The following is a 16,564-nucleotide window of genomic DNA, read 5'->3' on the forward strand; positions in this document are numbered from 1 at the left end:
ATGGAGGAGATTATTCAGGAAGATAAGAAAGTGTTTTTGTTTCTCAATAATTTGGGAAGCTCTTCTTTTGACCAGTTTTGGATGCTGATTTCAAGCACCTGGATCTGGGTTCCGCTGTACGTTATTTTCTGTTATTTTTTATATAAAAATTATAAGCTGAGATCCTTAATTTTTATATTGATATTTGTAGCAATTGGGGTAACGGTTTCCGATCAGGTTGCTGGTATTTTCAAGCATGGAATTGAAAGGTTAAGACCCTGCCATGATCCTACACTAGAACATCACATGAGGATTGTAAAATGTGGCGGACAATATGGATTCTATTCTGCCCATGCTTCAAATACGTTTTTTCTGGCAACTTATTTAAGTATTTTATTAAAAAATAAGCTTAAATGGTTTCCTTATGCTATATTTGTATGGGCTGCAGTTATTTCCTACAGCCGTATATATTTAGGAGTGCATTTCCCGATAGATATTTTGGTAGGGGCGTTTGTTGGAACTTTGTTGGGTGTGATTTTCGGTGCACTTGCAAAAAAAGTGATCAACAAGCAAACTATACAATCATGAAAAAACATTTATTTCTTTTAGCAATAGCTTTTTTTTCTCAACAATTTTACGCGCAGGATAAAAAAAAGGCTGAAGAATGTTTTCAAAAAGCCGATTATAAATGTGCTGAGGAACAATATTCGGCATTGGCTCAAAGTGAAAAAATCCAGCAGATCCAATCGGAGTATTATAATTATCTGGGAACTGCCCAGCGAAGATTGGGAAAAACAAATTCCGCTTTCAAATCCTACGAATCAGCTTTAAAAGCAAACCCTATGTCAGCTGCTGTGTACGCTAATCTGGGGTCAATTCACGGGCAGAAAGGTAATAAGCAGGCCGCTTTGAACTATCTCAACAAAGGTCTTTCTATAGAGCCGGAAAATGCAGATATGTATATTACACGAGCCAAAGTATATGAGAATTTGGGCAAAAAAGATCTGGCAGCTAAGGATTTAAACCAGATTTTAAGCTTCGTACCGGATAATATTTATGCAAGAACCGGTCTTGCCAACCTGAAAAAGAACAGCGGCGATCTGGAAGGTGCCTTAAAGGATTATAATCAGTTGATTTCAGAAAAGCCGGAATCTCTTTTATACAGCGGGAGGGGGGATGTTTATTATAAATTAAAAAAGAATAAAGAAGCACTTGCCGATGTTAATAAAGCAATTTCCATAGATCCTAAGTTTGCACAGGCTTATGTGAATAAAGCATTAATTTTGTTTGATACCGCAAAACCGAAAGAAGCATGCGCCACCCTTGATAAAGCGGTAAGTCTGGGGTATGAAAAACCTCTTTTGCTGGAATATTATTCTAAATGTGAGGTTAAAAAATAGTTTCTGTTTTGAGGGTTTCGGCGGCGAAGCCGCCGAAACCCTCAAAACAGAACAAACCCAAATTCCTTAAATTTAAACCTTAAACCCTAATCATTATGATAAGGTTTTCCCTGTAAAATCTGATCAGCGCGGTACACCTGCTCCACAATAAAAAGACGGATCATCTGATGGGTAAACGTCATTTTGGAAAGCGACATTTTTTCATTTGCCCTGGTGTAAACTTCTTCAGCAAAGCCGTAGGCACCACCTATTAAAATGTGAATTTTCTTTACGGAAGAATTCATCCATGCATCAATTTTCTGAGCAAATTCGCGGCTTGTAAACTGTTTCCCTTTTTCATCCAGGATGATGACAAGGTCATTTTTATCCATATAATTCTGAAAAAGTTTTGCTTCTTCCTTTTTTAAAAGATCAGGAGAAAGATTCTTCGCATTTTTTACATCCGGAATTTCGATGATGGTAAAATTCCAGTGCTTTGGAAGTCGTTTCAGATAATAATTGATAAGTGTTGTAATTTCTTTATCATCAGTTTTCCCGATACAAAGCAAATTGATCTGCATTTTTTATTTTTATAATTTGCCTCAAAGATATTCATAAATTGAAGAACGTCATAATTACCAATCTGTAAGTATAAATTTAAAACTAAAAAAATCATTACTTTTGTAATTACACCAAAATGATGAAGCTGATTTTCATTTTTGTCTTTTCGGTAATTCCAGAAACTGTGATAAACAGATAATATTTGAAGTAAATGGCCATAAAACTACCGAGATTTATCTTGAAGATTCAAGAGTTTTTTGATGATATTCATATTCCTGTGCTGGGGATATCGCTTTGGCAGATGTTCCAGATTTATATCAGGGGGATTTTCAAGGGACAGATAGGGCGAAAGGCTGCTGCTATTTCATGGAGCTTTACGATAAGCTTGTTCCCGTTTTTACTTTTCCTGCTGTCTGTTTTGCCTTATATGCCTCACTATGACAAGCTTCAGTTTTATATTTTCGAAGTATTGATGCACAATGTTTTCCCATCTAATATGGAAGGGGATGTAAGAAGTTATATTGAAACGAATATTATTCCCAATATGAAGGGAATCAGTAATTTAACTATTGTTCTGGCTTTGGTTTTTGCTACCAACGGAACTTTTTCTCTTATTAATGGATTCAATGAAAATACAGATGAAAAAATGACTGATGTCAAAGAATTCATCCTTTCGTTTTTTATTACCATCGGGTTTATTTCAATAGTCTTTCTTACCCTTTTTGGTGTATATTATTCCGAAGTTGTTTTAAAGTTATTTACACCGGTTTACGATGTTTCATGGCTCGTAGATAATCTTTCCAAGATCATTGGATTTGTATCATTTCCACTGTTTTATTTTATACTTTTAACATTATTTTACTGGCTGGGAACTGTGAGAATTTCAAGGTTCAGGCAGGCCATTCCCGGCGCCATCCTTACAACGATTCTGTTTGTGGTTACAACATACGGATTTGCTCTGTATGTCAAAAATATTGCCCGCTACAACGTTTTGTACGGTTCCATAGGAAGTATGATTCTGTTGATGGTTTGGGTAAACGTAAATGTGTATCTCCTGTTATTCGGAAATGAATTGAATATGGCAATCAGGAAGTTAAGGATCGAAAAGCTGTTATCTGACCAGATTAAAAAAGAAGCAAAGAAGTATCATGCCCACACTAATGAGCCTGAATTAAATGTCGACGGAAATCATAATTGGAAAATTAATAACGATAAAAAGGATTAGTTTTCTTCTTCAATTAATTGATTTTTACCACTTAAGCTTAAAATTACATATCCTAAAACAGCAGCTACAAAAGAAGCGATAAGAATTGCAAATTTAGATTCATCCTGTATTTCAATTTCTCCTTTGAAAGAAAGAAGTGCAATAAAAATTGACATGGTAAAGCCAATTCCTGCCAGAAAACCTACACCAATCATGTGTGTCCAGTTACTGTTTTGAGGCAAAGAGCTGATTCTAAGCTTAATCGCCAGCAAAGAAAATAAACCGATGCCTGCCAGTTTTCCTACAATTAATCCCCCGATAATACCAAAGCCCAGTGTGCTCCACAATCCGGAAACCATATCATCATTAAAGGTAATATTCGTATTGGCCAAGGCAAAAATCGGCATAATTAAAAAACTTACCGGGAAATGCAATGTGTGCTCAAGCTTTTCTAATGGTGAAATTTCTACATCAGATGCATTTGTGGGTATTGAAAACGCTAATAAAACTCCTGCAATTGTAGCATGTATTCCCGAATGATGAAGGAAATACCATAAAAACAGTCCCGGAATCAGATAAAAAATAATTTTAGTTACTTTTAAGTAGTTTAATAAAAATAATAAAGCGGTAACTCCAAAAGATAATAATAAATACATCCAGTGGATTTGATCTGTATAAAATATTGCAATCACTAAAATAGCTCCCAGATCGTCAACAATAGCCAGTGCAGCCAGGAAAATTTTAATTGAATTCGGAACTTTTTTTCCCAACATAGAAACGATAGCCAATGAAAAGGCAATATCTGTTGCCATAGGAATTCCCCATCCGTTTGCATAGGCCGTGCCAGCGTTGAAGATGGCATAAATAACGGCAGGAACCACCATCCCCCCAATGGCAGCAAAAATCGGAAGCGAGGCATTTTTGAAAGAAGAAAGTTCTCCTTCCACAAGCTCCCTTTTGATCTCGAGTCCTACCAAAAGGAAAAAAACGGCCATCAATCCATCATTGATCCAGGTATTTACAGAATATTTCAATTCAAAAATATCTGTTCCCACTTTTTGATCCAAAAACTGCTGAAAAACTTCAGCTGCAGAAGTGTTGGCAATTAATAATGAAGCTAAAACACAGAAAATCAAAATGATACCTGAGGATTGACTGCTCGTAAAAAATTTTTTAAAATATAGGGTTAAATTCATAATCTAAGATTGTAATCGTCTGACTCTTGAAATCCCGTTTATATCATTAAGTTTTTTAAATGTTTGTTCCAATTGGCTTTTGTTTTTTACCTCAAGATTGATTGTACCTGTAAAAACTCCGTCGTTTGACTCAATAGACATACTTTTCATATCCATTCCCATTGCGCCGCTGATGACGGTGGTGATATCATTAATCATCCCCATCCTGTCGAGGCCTTCGATCTCGATTTTCACCCTGTTTTTGAAGCTTTCTGCGTTTACCCATTTTGCAGGAATCACCCTGTAGTCGTACTGAGCACGCAGGTTAATAGCATTGGGGCAATTATCGCTGTGAACTTTGATTCCGTCTGAAATGGTGATGAAACCAAAGATTTTATCCCCGGGAATTACCGTACAGCATTTTGCATAACTGTAATTCAGTTTTTCTTCATCTTTACCAAAGACAATCATATCCAGATTCTGCTCCTTCGGCTCTATATAAGCCGTATTTTTTACAGGAGATTTTCTGAATCTTGAAAGTAAATTATTAAATACATTCTTACTTTCGATGTATTTTCTTAAGCTGCTTGCATCCAGTTCGTTACTCTGGAATTTTATAAACAGCTCCTGTGAAGTTTTTAAATTGAAGAATTTTTGAAGTTTGTTTACTTCTTCATCATTAAAATTAATTTTTGCGTGACGAAGCTTTCGTTGAAGAATTTCTTTGCCTTCTTCTACCAATTGGTTTTTTTGCGAGTTTAAATAACTCTTAATCTTTGATTTAGCCTTTGATGTAACTACAAATTCCAGCCAGTCGGATTTTGGTTTCTGGTTTTGGGAAGATAAAATATCTACCTGATCCCCATTTTGCAGTACATAAGAAATCGGAACCAGCTTTCCGTTTATTTTTGCACCTAAACACTTCATTCCCAGATCGGAGTGAACCGAAAAAGCGAAGTCAAGCGCCGTTGCATTCGTAGGTAAAATTTTAATTTCACCTTTTGGAGTAAATACAAAGACTTCTTTTGAATACAAATTTAATTTGATATTATCCAAAAGCTCTGAAGTAGTAAGGTTTTGCTGCTGTTCCAGAACTTCCCGGATCTCCGCAACCCAATTTTCAAAATTACGGTCGTCCGAGGTTTGTTTATAACCTTCTTTATATTTGTAGTGCGCAGCAACGCCTTTTTCGGCGATTTCGTCCATTCTTTCGGAACGGATTTGCACTTCAATCCATTTTTTATCAGGTCCGAGTACCGTTAAATGTAAGCTTTCATATCCTGTGGAACGCGGCTGTGTGATCCAGTCACGCATTCTTGAAGGGTTACTGTGATAAACGTCCGTTACGATAGAATAAATCTTCCAGGCAAGAAATTTTTCGTTCTTAGCATCTGATTTATAGATAATTCTGATTGCGTAATTATCATACACCTCTTCAAAGGAAACTCCCTGCTTCAGCATTTTCCTATAAATGGAAGAAATTGCTTTTGCACGGCCTTTTATAGTAAAATTTAAACCTTCTTCTTTAAGTCTTTCAGAAACTTCGGTTTTAAATTCATCTATATATCTTTCGCGGCTTTCTTTCGCGAGCTCTAATTTTTCCGTTATTTCATTAAAAACCTCGGGATTATTATATTTTAAAGATAAATCTTCAAGTTCGGATTTAATGTTATATAAGCCAAGACGGTGCGCCATTGGGGCATAGATATAAACCGTTTCCGAAGCAATCTTTTTCTGTTTGTCCGGGGCCATGCTTTCCAGCGTACGCATATTGTGAAGACGGTCCGCAATCTTAATCAGTATTACTCTAAAATCCTCAGAGAGAGTAAGTAATAGCTTTCTGTAGTTCTCAGACTGAACGGAAATATTCTGGTGATTCATGATGGAAATCTTCGTAAGTCCATTCACAACATCGGCAATTTTTTCACCAAAAATCTTCTTCAGATCTTCATACATGTAGTCTGAATCTTCAATCACATCATGCAAAAGCGCGCAGGCAATAGAAGATGCTCCCAAACCAATTTCCGTCGCTACAATTTTGGCAACAGCGATAGGGTGGTAAATGTAAGGTTCACCAGATTTTCTTCTTTGATCTTTATGTGCATCGAGTGCAATATCAAATGCTTTTCGAATGAGCTTGTTATTTTCCTCATTCAAAGTTCGGTATGTGTTAGAAATCAGATCCTTATATCGGGCCAGGATTTCTTTATTCTCTTGTTCTAAATCGTAACTCATTTGTGTAAAAGCCTATAATCAGACGAAAATACGAAATTTTTTACACTTTTCAAAGACAAAAAATCCGTAGGCGACTACGGATTGAGGTTATTAGTTCTTATGTTTGAGTGTCAGAATTTCACTTCAGAGTCCATTCCGCTTGTAGAACCTTTGATTCTTACATCCGGGCTGTTGTGTATTTCTGCTTTGTTTCTGGCATCGATATATCTTTTTAAATGGGCATAATCTGCCTGATCAATACTCATGTTTTCGAAAAGGTATGTTTTGAGTACCGAATTCTGGCTGAAAATACTTTTCGCATCGTCAGCCTGGCTGTGATCATTCACGGCAACACTTGCCATGTATTTGGAATTGTGAACCGGGTCATTAAGATACACGATGTAATCTGAATTTTGGAAACCGAAATTTTCAAGATCGGCTTCAAGCTTTTTATAATCGCTGTGATGTTCAAATAATCCAGCTAATATATTTGACATAAGCAATAAGTTTTAAATTTGTACCTTAAAGATAATAAAAATATCTGAATTATTTTATTGAATATTTAATAAATTTACTAATTAGTTGTTTTGTCTATAAAATTCAGCTAAAATTTTTGAGAATGTCTATTGAACAGCTGTTTGATTTATTGTTAAATTTCTGGTTTCAAATAATAAAGCGCAGAATCTATCTGCGCTTTGGTTTTATGATGGGTATTAATTTATTCTCTCGTTTTTAATTTCTTCAACAATTTCCGGATTTAAAAGGGTAGAGATATCACCAAAATTACTGAAATCACCTTCTGCTATTTTTCTCAGAATTCTACGCATAATCTTTCCTGAACGTGTTTTAGGTAGTCCTGAAACAAACTGAATTTTATCTAGTTTCGCAATTGGACCAATCTGGTCTGAGATCAGTTGGTTAATTTCCTTTTTAAGATTGTCTTTCTGACGGCTTTCCCCGGATTCTTTTAAAATTACAAAACCATAAAGCGCATTTCCCTTAATGTCATGTGGATAGCCAACAATAGCGGATTCCGCTACGGCAGGGTGTTCGTTGATACTGTCTTCAATAGGTGCAGTTCCTAAATTGTGCCCCGAAACGATGATCACATCATCCACACGGCCCGTAATTCTGTAATATCCGACCTCGTCTCTCAAAGCACCGTCGCCTGTGAAATATTTTCCAGGAAAGGCTGTGAAATAGGTCTCTTTATAGCGTTGGTGGTCACCCCAGATTGTTCTTGCAATTCCCGGCCATGGAAAACGGATACAAAGGTTTCCTGTCACCTGATTTCCTGAGATTTCATTACGCTTATCATCCATTAAAACAGGCTGGATTCCCGGTAATGGAAGGGTAGCATACGTAGGTTTGGTCGGCGTTACGAAGGGAAGCGGTGAAATCATTATTCCTCCGGTTTCTGTCTGCCACCAGGTATCTACGATAGGGCATTTTTTCTTTCCGACATGATCATTGAACCAATGCCAGGCTTCCTCATTAATAGGCTCTCCTACGGAACCAATCACTTTTAATGTGCTTAAATCATGCTTATCCACCCATTCTGCACTTTCTTTTGCTAAAGAACGTATTGCAGTGGGAGCGGTGTAGAATTGGGTAATTTTATGTTTTTCAATGACTTTCCAGAATCTATCGGGTTCAGGATATGTTGGGACACCTTCAAAAATAACTGTAGTGGCTCCATTTAATAAAGGACCATAAAGAATATAGGAGTGGCCTGTGATCCAGCCAATATCGGCAGTACACCAGTAAATATCATTTTCTTTATAATTAAATACATTTTTGAATGTATAAGCCGTGTAAACCATGTATCCCGCACAGGTGTGAAGCATTCCTTTAGGTTTTCCGGTAGAGCCGGAAGTGTACAAGATAAACAGTGGATCTTCTGCATCCATAATCACGGTTACAAAATCTGCAGAAGCTTTTTCATAAAGATCAGCAAGCCAGAAATCTCTTCCTTCCTTCATTTTGATCTCGTTGCGTGTTCTTTTTACCACCAAAACTTTTTCAACAGTAGGAGTTTTTTCCAAGGCTTCATCAACGATACTTTTCAGGTCCAACACTTTATTTCCTCTATAGCTTCCGTCTGATGTAATGATCATTTTTGCCTCACAGTCATTGACTCTTGATGCAACAGCCGAAGCAGAAAATCCTGCAAAAATTACCGAATGAACGGCACCCAGTTTTGCACAGGCCAGCATGGTAACGGCCAGTTCGGGAATCATGGGTAGGTAGATGCAGACCCTGTCGCCCTTTTCAATGCCCATGTCTTTTAAAACATTAGCTGTTTTGTTGACTCTTGTATATAATTCGTTGTAAGAAATATGCTGTGCTTCTTCTTTTGGGTCGTTCGGTTCCCAGATAATAGCGGTTTTTTCGCCTCTTACGGAAAGATGCCTGTCCAGACAGTTTTTGGTAATGTTAAGCTTTGCACCTTTAAACCAGGTGATTTTTGCTTCATTCATATCATATTTTACCACCTTGCTCCATCTTTGGTACCATACAAAATTTTGATCAGCAATCTTGTCCCAGAATTTTTTCGGATTTTTAATAGATTTTTTATACTCCTCAAAATAGTGCGGTAAATCTTCTATTAGGTAATTTCTCATATCTCTTTCGTTTTTTGAATTTGAATTTTATTGATTTTAAATGTATACTTAATTTCTTATTTTGGACCTGTATTCCTCGATTTTTTGCTGAATTTCTTCAATGATTTTTTCATCATCAATGGTTGAAGGAAACTGAAATTCCTTTCCGTCCAGTAAGGTTCTGATCAGTTTTCTTAAAATTTTCCCGGAACGTGTTTTGGGTAAGCGTTTGACGGTCATTACATTTTTAAGACATGCCACCGCCCCGATTTTTTCACGAACCATTTTCACAATTTCTTTTTCTAAATCTTCTTCAGAAATTGTAGAACCATTCTTTAAAACTACCGAAGCAAAAGGAACCTGCCCTTTCAATTCATCATCAATTCCCACAACTGCACATTCTGCAACATGGGGATGAGACGAAACGATTTCCTCCATTTCTGAAGTCGAAAGCCTGTGACCGGCAACATTGATGACGTCATCCACTCTTCCTGTAATGAAAACATAACCGTCTTCATCTTTTATCGCACCGTCTCCGGAAAAATAATAGCCTTTATACTGCGATAAATAACTTTCCTGAAAACGTTCATTATCATTCCATATTCCAAGTAAAGCACCCGGCGGAAGGGGAAGTTTTATAATTAAATATCCCTCCTGATGGGCATTCAGTTCATATCCGTTTTCATCAAAAATTTTAATGTCATAGCCGGGAATTGGTTTTCCGGCAGATGCTCTTTTAATCTTATAATTGTTGTCAAAAGTCAATAAACCCAACATCGGCCAGCCGGATTCTGTCTGCCACCAATGATCGATTGCAGGAACCCCGATATGTTTTTCAAACCAATCCAGTGTTGCAACATCGCATCTTTCGCCGGCTAAAAATTGTTTTTTAAAATGGCTTAGGTCATATTTTTTCACCAGTTCTCCGTCCGGATCTTCTTTTTTGATAGCGCGAATCGCTGTCGGAGCCGTAAACATCGCGGAAACTTTATATTCGGAAATGATCCTCCAAAAGGTTCCCGCATCAGGCGTCATGATAGGTTTTCCTTCAAAAATAATCGTAGTATTTCTGTTAATCAACGGTCCGTACACCGAAAAACTGTGCCCGACTGCCCATCCAAAATCGGAGGCCGCCCAAAAGGTTTCTCCTTCTTTAATTCCATAAATATATTTCATGGAAAACTTCAAAGCAGTTGCGTAACCTCCTGTATCTCGGGTAATTCCTTTTGGTTTTCCTGTAGTTCCTGATGTGTACAGCAAATAGAGCGGGTGAGTGGACTCTACAGAAATGCATTCAACAGACTCTGATTTTTGAACCAATTCTTCATAATCAATTAAACCATCGAACATTTCGTGCTGATTATCCACTAATTTTCTGTTGTAAACGATGATGTTTTCAACTTTATCCTGTGCCAGTTCAATTGCTTTTTCAACGAGTGGTAAGTAGGGAATTCGCTTCGCAATTTCTACTCCGGCGGTTGCTGTAATTAAAGCTTTTGGCTTGCAGTCATCAATTCTCACCACCAATTCATTTGGTGCAAAACCTCCAAAAACGACATTGTGAATCACTCCGATTCTCGCACAAGCCAGCATCGCAAAAAGAGTCTGCGGAATCATTGGCATGTAAATAACAGCCGTATCGCCTTTTTTTAAGCCTAAAGACGCCAGACCTCCCGCCAGTTTTGAAATTTCTTCTTTCGCATGATTGAAAGTGTAGGTCTTTTTCTGATTGGTAACCGGAGAATCATAAACAATTGCAGTCTGCTCTCCGAAACCGTCTTCAATATGTTTGTCAATACATAAATAGCACAGATTCAGTTTTCCATCGGAAAACCATTGGGTGTAATCATTATTATCTTCTGAAAGAATTTGTGTAGGAAATTCAAACCATTGGATTTCCTGAGCCTGCTCTTTCCAGAAATTCTCTTTGTCTTCTATGCTTTGTTGAAATAAAATATCTGTATTCATATTAATTTTTTGTGTTTTAGCAAAGCAACGAAGCAATCTTATTCCTTGAAATAACCTTTGAGATTGCTTCACTTCGTTCGCAAATGACGGTGTAGGAGTCTTTTATCTTTTCTCTATCATCTCCAAGTCTACTCAAACATTTCTTCTATCTGCTGCATCAGTTTTTTTATAGAATAAGGTTTTGTTACATACGCATAAGCACCCATTTCCAAGCCTTTTTCGATATCCCTGGGATTATTTTTAGCACTCAGGAAAATCACTTTTGTATCCTTTAATTTTTCATCTTGTTTAATGATGTCCAGGGTGCTGTATCCATCAAGATTGGGCATCATGATGTCCAATAAAATAACATCAGGAACCATGGTTTTTAAAAATTCCAAAACTTCGGTTCCGTCCCGGGCAATGTAAACATCGTAGCCGTTTTTCTTAAAACTATACTCGAGCGACATTAATATCTTATGTTCATCATCTGCAATAATTATCTTTTTCATTGTGTATTTTCTTTATGATTCAACTGCATTTTTACTCTTTATTTTTTTGGGAAGGGTGATAGTGAAAGTTACCCCCAGCCCGCTGTTTTCTGCTTTGATGGTTCCGCCCTGAGCCTGAACGATTTTCTTTGAAATAGCCAGTCCCAGTCCGCTTCCTGTTGGCTTTAAAATGTTTTGATTTTTTGACTGGTAAAATTTATCAAAAATCATTTCAAGATCTTCTTCGGGAATATGTTTTCCGGTGTTGAAAATTGTAATGATCAACTGGTTTTCCTTTTCAGATAATTTAGTCTGGATCGTTCCCTGCTCATCGGTAAATTTTAAAGCATTTCCTAAAATATTCTGAAATAACTGAATCATTCTCGCTTCATCATATTCAAATAAAACATTATTAAGAAGGTTTACTTCACTTAAATGTATATTTTTCTGCTGAATCAGATGCAACAGCGGATTTAATGCTTTTTTATAGGTTTCAATAATATTATTTTCCTGAATGTGTAAAGCGATTTCGCCATGCTGAAGTTTATCCAGATACAGAATGTCGTTAATAATTTCGCTTAATCTGTCGGATTCCGTGATGATATTATTTAAAAATTCTCTTTTGATATCTAGAGGAATATCGTCATCATCCGCTAGAATTTCTCCGGCCGAGCGGATGGCTGTAATCGGGGTTCTCAATTCGTGTGCTACAGAATCCAGGAAATCGTCTTTTTGATGGTCTTTAATGATTAGGCTTTCATTGGCTTTGCGCAAATCATCTGACAGTTTTTGGAGTTCTTCCGACTGTTCGGTCAGTTTTTTATTTAAAGTAATATTTTCTTTAGATTCTTCTAAAATGTTTAAAACTTCCTTTAAGGATATTTTATCTTCTTTGGTAACGCCTTCAATTAAAATCTTTGCGGAAGCAGTTCCAATTCTTCCTGCCAGAAGGTTTTCCGAGAATTTGATGAATCTAGAATCCGCCGTTTCTGTCTGGGAATTAATATTATATTTAAGATTGAAAATTCTTAATGCCTGTTCAGTTTTGTTTTTGCCTAAAAATCGTTCCAGAATATTTTTAATGTCTGATACGTAGGCTGTTCCACGCCAGATAAAAGCATTTTCATGATTTTGAATATATTTATCGATATCTACATACAGTTCGGCGAAATTTCTCTCACGGTAATTTCCTTTTACACTTACAGAAATAATGCTGAAAAGTGCTGTATTAACCAGAATCGACCAGAAAAAAATCTGCGGAATTCTCCCTAAAAAGGAAATTTTAAAAAAGTCGAATGCATCATACATATCTCTTAAAACTCCTTTGAATTCCTGATTGTAAGAGAAATAATACTGTGGGATAATCAGTCCGAAATAGCAGATTGTCAAACCTGCCAACAGCCCGATTACCGCCCCTTTGTAAGTTCCTCTTCTCCAGAAAATTGCTCCGAAAAAAGCCGGCGCCAGCTGCCCGATCACGACAAATGAAATTAAGCCTACAGAATCCAGCGAGGTTTTTAAAATGAAATATTTATAAAAGGCAAATGCCATAATAATGAGCGCAAAAATGCTGAATTTTCTGATATTGGTAATATTTCTGGTGTTCTGAACTTCATTTTCAGATTTAAATTTCCCCAACAATCCGTACGGAATGATTAAATTATTGGAAAGCATGATGGATAAGGTGATTGTGGAAATGATAATCATTGAAATACAGGAGCTTAAGCCTCCAAGGAATACACACACCGTAATCCATGTATTATCGAAATGCTGCGGGATTAAAATAGAGTAGAATTCAGGATTTACTTTTTGCCCGTCGAAAATCAATCTTCCGCCCCATGCAATCGGGAAAATAAAGATGGTGAAAATCAATAAATAAAGTGGAAAAAACCAGATGGCTGTCTTGATGTGTTTTTCCTGTCTGTTCTCAATAATGGCCGTGTGAAACTGTCTTGGAAGAATGCAGATTGCCGTTCCTGAAATCAGGCAGAGAACCATCCAGTTCATGGCGCCTTCAATTCCGTTGAAGGTATTTTTTGCTTTAAAATCTTCAAATCGGCTTGCTTTTTCATAAATATCTGAAAACCCGTCAAACACAAAATAAATCACGAAAAATCCTAAAATAACAATAAAAAAAAGCTTTAAAAAGCTTTCCAGAGCAATGGCTGAAATAATTCCCAGACGCTTTTCTGAAGCATCAACATATTTTGTTCCGTAATATGAAGAAAATAAGGCAATTAAAATAACAACAAAAGTCGCATTGTCTGTCAGAATATTATTGGACATTTCGGTTTCGGTCACAAGGTGAAAAGTTTCTGAAATGGCCTTGATCTGTAAACCGATATAAGGAACAATCGCCAGAAGACAGACTATCGTAATAATCGCACTGAAGCTTCTGCTGTTACCGTATCTCAGGGAAATAAAATCTGCCAGGCTGCTTATTTTATTCACCCTTGAAATGCGTACAATTCGGGTATTAATGTAAATCCATGCCGGAATGATCATGATGGGACCAATGTAAATTGGAAGGTAGTTGAGCCCGCTTGTTGCTGCAACACCGATGCTTCCGTAGTACGTCCATGCTGTGCAGTACACCGCCAGAGAAAGCGCGTAAATGTAAGGATTGTTGATCCAAAGCTTACTCTTTTTCTTTTCCGCCAAATGAGCGACTAAGAACAAAAGTGCCAGGTAAAACAAAACCACGGTAAACAACGCGAAACTACTCATCATATTTTTTTACAATTACAAAAGAAATAATGATGGAAATCATCCAGACTGCGAAAATATAGATCAGGATCATCGGATAGCCAAAAACTTCCTGCTCACTGTTGAACAACAATGAAATAGGAATGCTGAAGGCTGTCATAAGCCCGATGCTTAAAATGATCAGCTTTTGTTCGTGTCTCTTTTTCATAAAAGATAATTGATGAAAGATAATTGATGAACAGATGAAAATCATTCATCAATTATCATTCATCGTTTATAAATTAAACTTTATCGTCAGAATACTCTCCTGTCAGCGAATAGTAGCCGAAAATGGCCATTCCGCCAGAGATAATCGGCATCAGTACAAACAGGATGATGATTCCGAATACCAGATCTTCCTGTTTTCCTGAAGAGATTTTAGGGATTCCCAACACTGTAATTCCGAAATATCCCACCACCACTGCGATGGCTATCCATAGTATGCCTAATATTTTTTTTAGTCCGTTCATTTTAGTTGTTTTAAAATTAATATATTTTATTGTCTTTCCATTTATTTTCTTAATTAAAATAAACTTTGTTTATTCTTATTTTAACATTAAGGATTTAAGTAAAGTATCTTTAAATCTTAACTTCTTAATGGTGAAAATAAATATCAATTTAAATAGGCTTTGAGCTTAATCATGAATATTATTGTTCTTGTTTTTAAGATAAAATAATCCGATCAGTAAGCAGACTCCGGCAACCCCGATCGGATACCAAAGCCCTTCCAGATACCATGTGGCGTGTCCTGCTTCTTTACTTGTTGTTACCAGATATGTTGCAACTGCAGGAAGCAATCCTCCAAATACACCATTTCCTATGTGATAAGGCAGAGACATCGATGTATAACGGATTCTCACCGGGAACATTTCTACTAAAAATGCTGCAATCGGGCCATAAACCATCGTAACAAAAATAACTTGAATGAATACCAGAAATACAAGATACCATTTCGTATTGTCTGCCAGTTTTACGGTTTGTGAAACTTTCGGTTCTTCTGTTTTTCCTTCTTTCATGACAGGTCCTGTTGCTGACCAGTGAACCACACTGTCTTTCTTGATTAAAGTTCCGTCTGTGTAAAGTGTTTCTTTATGAAAACTTATTAAGCTGTCGGTCGTGATTTTATCATGGGTTTTTGCGGTTCTTTTTTCTGTAATTCCGTTGGCTGCTATCGTTTTATTTTCAAGGCTGACACTTTTGAACATAGAATCATAAATGGGTCTGTAGGCCAGAATAGCGATTAACATTCCGGTCATCATTACAGCTTTTCGTCCAATTTTATCTGAAAGCCACCCGAAGAAAACGAAGAAAGGTGTTCCTAAAAACAATGCCGTTGCCATTAAGGAATCTACCTGTGCAGATTCTACATTCATTACTTTTTGGAGAAAACTCATCGCGTAGAACTGTCCGGTGTACCAGATAACCCCTTGCCCCATCGCAGCTCCAAATAATGCTAATAAAACAAATTTGAAATTGAATTTATTTCCGAAACTTTCTTTTAAAGGATTTTTTGAGGTTTTTCCTTCACTTTTAGCTTTTGCGAAAAGCGGAGATTCTTTCATATTTCTTCTGATCACGTAAGAAACTCCCACCATTAAAATTGAAATCCAGAACGGAATTCTCCAGCCCCAACCGTCAAATTCCTCAGGAGAAAGTGTAGTTTTTGTAACTAAAATCACAATTAATGAAATGAAAAGTCCAGCCGTTGCCGTTGTCTGGATCCAGGAAGTCCAGTAGCCTCTCCGGTGCGGTTGAGCATATTCTGCAACATACGTCGCGGCTCCACCGTATTCTCCGCCTAACGCTAATCCTTGTAATAATCTTAAAATTAAAACTAAAACCGGCGCCATAAAACCGATAGTTTCATAACTTGGGATGCATCCGATGAGGAATGTTGAAAATCCCATAATTAATAAAGTGACCAAAAAGGTATATTTCCTTCCAATAATATCTCCCAGTCTTCCAAAGAATAAAGCCCCGAAAGGTCTTACCACAAATCCTGCTGCAAAAGTAGCCAGCGTAGATAAAAATGCTGCGGTAGGATTGTCTGACGGGAAAAATTTAGTTGCTAAAACTACGGCTAAACTTCCAAAGATATAGAAGTCGTACCATTCTATCAATGTGCCGAGTGATGAAGCAGTGATAACGCTCCAAATGGTGCGGTTCTTCTGCTTATCGGTCATATTTTCATAGGTATCGTGATGATTTTCGCTCATATTGCTTAAATTTTGATGTTAGTTTAAATTGATATTGAGTTTTTAAAAGT

The 16,564-nt window shown here is 36.8% G+C and carries 14 protein-coding genes; 3 read left to right on the forward strand and 11 right to left on the reverse strand.

Annotated features, from left to right (window positions below; all coding sequences use genetic code 11):
• Both H560_RS0101945 and H560_RS0101950 read left to right on the forward strand, forming a co-directional pair.
• A complete protein-coding gene (locus tag H560_RS0101945) occupies nt 1-567 on the forward strand; it encodes a phosphatase PAP2 family protein (RefSeq protein WP_027378485.1) in 567 nt (188 codons plus the stop codon).
• Nucleotides 564-1,379, forward strand: coding sequence for a tetratricopeptide repeat protein (locus tag H560_RS0101950; RefSeq protein WP_027378486.1), 816 nt, complete (start codon nt 564-566; stop codon nt 1,377-1,379). The genes H560_RS0101945 and H560_RS0101950 overlap by 4 nt, the downstream gene beginning before the upstream one ends.
• Nucleotides 1,380-1,465: 86 nt before the next feature.
• Here the strand turns inward: H560_RS0101950 and H560_RS0101955 are convergent, their stop codons facing one another.
• Nucleotides 1,466-1,939 carry a 23S rRNA (pseudouridine(1915)-N(3))-methyltransferase RlmH gene (locus H560_RS0101955; RefSeq protein WP_027378487.1) on the reverse strand — a complete coding sequence of 158 codons (474 nt, stop codon included), beginning with the start codon at nt 1,937-1,939 and terminating at the stop codon, nt 1,466-1,468.
• Nucleotides 1,940-2,130: 191 nt separating this feature from the next.
• Here H560_RS0101955 and H560_RS0101965 point away from each other — a divergent pair, with 191 nt between their 5' ends.
• Nucleotides 2,131-3,144 carry a YihY/virulence factor BrkB family protein gene (locus tag H560_RS0101965; RefSeq protein ID WP_027378488.1) on the forward strand — a complete coding sequence of 338 codons (1,014 nt, stop codon included), beginning with the start codon at nt 2,131-2,133 and terminating at the stop codon, nt 3,142-3,144.
• Here H560_RS0101965 and nhaA read toward each other — a convergent pair.
• The 10 genes from nhaA to H560_RS0102015 all read right to left on the reverse strand — a co-directional run bounded on the left by nhaA (nt 3,141) and on the right by H560_RS0102015 (nt 16,514).
• On the reverse strand, nt 3,141-4,319 hold the full coding sequence (nhaA, locus tag H560_RS0101970; RefSeq protein WP_027378489.1) for a Na+/H+ antiporter NhaA: 1,179 nt from the start codon (nt 4,317-4,319) through the stop codon (nt 3,141-3,143). The genes H560_RS0101965 and nhaA overlap by 4 nt on opposite strands.
• A gap of 3 nt (nt 4,320-4,322) precedes the next feature.
• The gene (locus H560_RS0101975; protein WP_027378490.1) at nt 4,323-6,533 is read right to left on the reverse strand and encodes a RelA/SpoT family protein; all 2,211 of its coding nucleotides are present in this window, start codon (nt 6,531-6,533) and stop codon (nt 4,323-4,325) included.
• 110 nt (nt 6,534-6,643) lie between these two features.
• Nucleotides 6,644-7,009, reverse strand: a complete 366-nt coding sequence (locus tag H560_RS0101980; protein ID WP_027378491.1) for a hypothetical protein — start codon at nt 7,007-7,009, stop codon at nt 6,644-6,646.
• A gap of 216 nt (nt 7,010-7,225) precedes the next feature.
• The gene (gene acs, locus H560_RS0101985) at nt 7,226-9,136 is read right to left on the reverse strand and encodes an acetate--CoA ligase (RefSeq protein ID WP_027378492.1); all 1,911 of its coding nucleotides are present in this window, start codon (nt 9,134-9,136) and stop codon (nt 7,226-7,228) included.
• A gap of 48 nt (nt 9,137-9,184) precedes the next feature.
• Complete coding sequence (locus H560_RS0101990) at nt 9,185-11,119, reverse strand: acetate--CoA ligase (protein ID WP_262486256.1); 1,935 nt, start codon at nt 11,117-11,119, stop codon at nt 9,185-9,187.
• A gap of 92 nt (nt 11,120-11,211) precedes the next feature.
• Nucleotides 11,212-11,574, reverse strand: coding sequence for a response regulator transcription factor (locus H560_RS0101995; RefSeq protein WP_027378494.1), 363 nt, complete (start codon nt 11,572-11,574; stop codon nt 11,212-11,214).
• A 12-nt stretch (nt 11,575-11,586) separates the two neighbouring features.
• Entirely contained in the window at nt 11,587-14,280 is a 2,694-nt protein-coding gene (locus tag H560_RS0102000; protein WP_027378495.1) for an ATP-binding protein, read from the reverse strand.
• Nucleotides 14,273-14,467, reverse strand: a complete 195-nt coding sequence (locus tag H560_RS0102005; protein WP_027378496.1) for a hypothetical protein — start codon at nt 14,465-14,467, stop codon at nt 14,273-14,275. Before H560_RS0102005 ends, H560_RS0102000 begins: the two co-directional genes overlap by 8 nt.
• Nucleotides 14,468-14,540: 73 nt before the next feature.
• Complete coding sequence (locus H560_RS0102010) at nt 14,541-14,768, reverse strand: DUF6814 family protein (RefSeq protein WP_027378497.1); 228 nt, start codon at nt 14,766-14,768, stop codon at nt 14,541-14,543.
• A 165-nt stretch (nt 14,769-14,933) separates the two neighbouring features.
• Complete coding sequence (locus H560_RS0102015) at nt 14,934-16,514, reverse strand: MFS transporter (protein ID WP_027378498.1); 1,581 nt, start codon at nt 16,512-16,514, stop codon at nt 14,934-14,936.
• Between the last annotated feature and the right edge of the window lie 50 nt (nt 16,515-16,564).

The organism is Chryseobacterium daeguense DSM 19388 (genome assembly GCF_000430825.1).
Classification (GTDB): Bacteria; Bacteroidota; Bacteroidia; order Flavobacteriales; family Weeksellaceae; genus Chryseobacterium; species Chryseobacterium daeguense.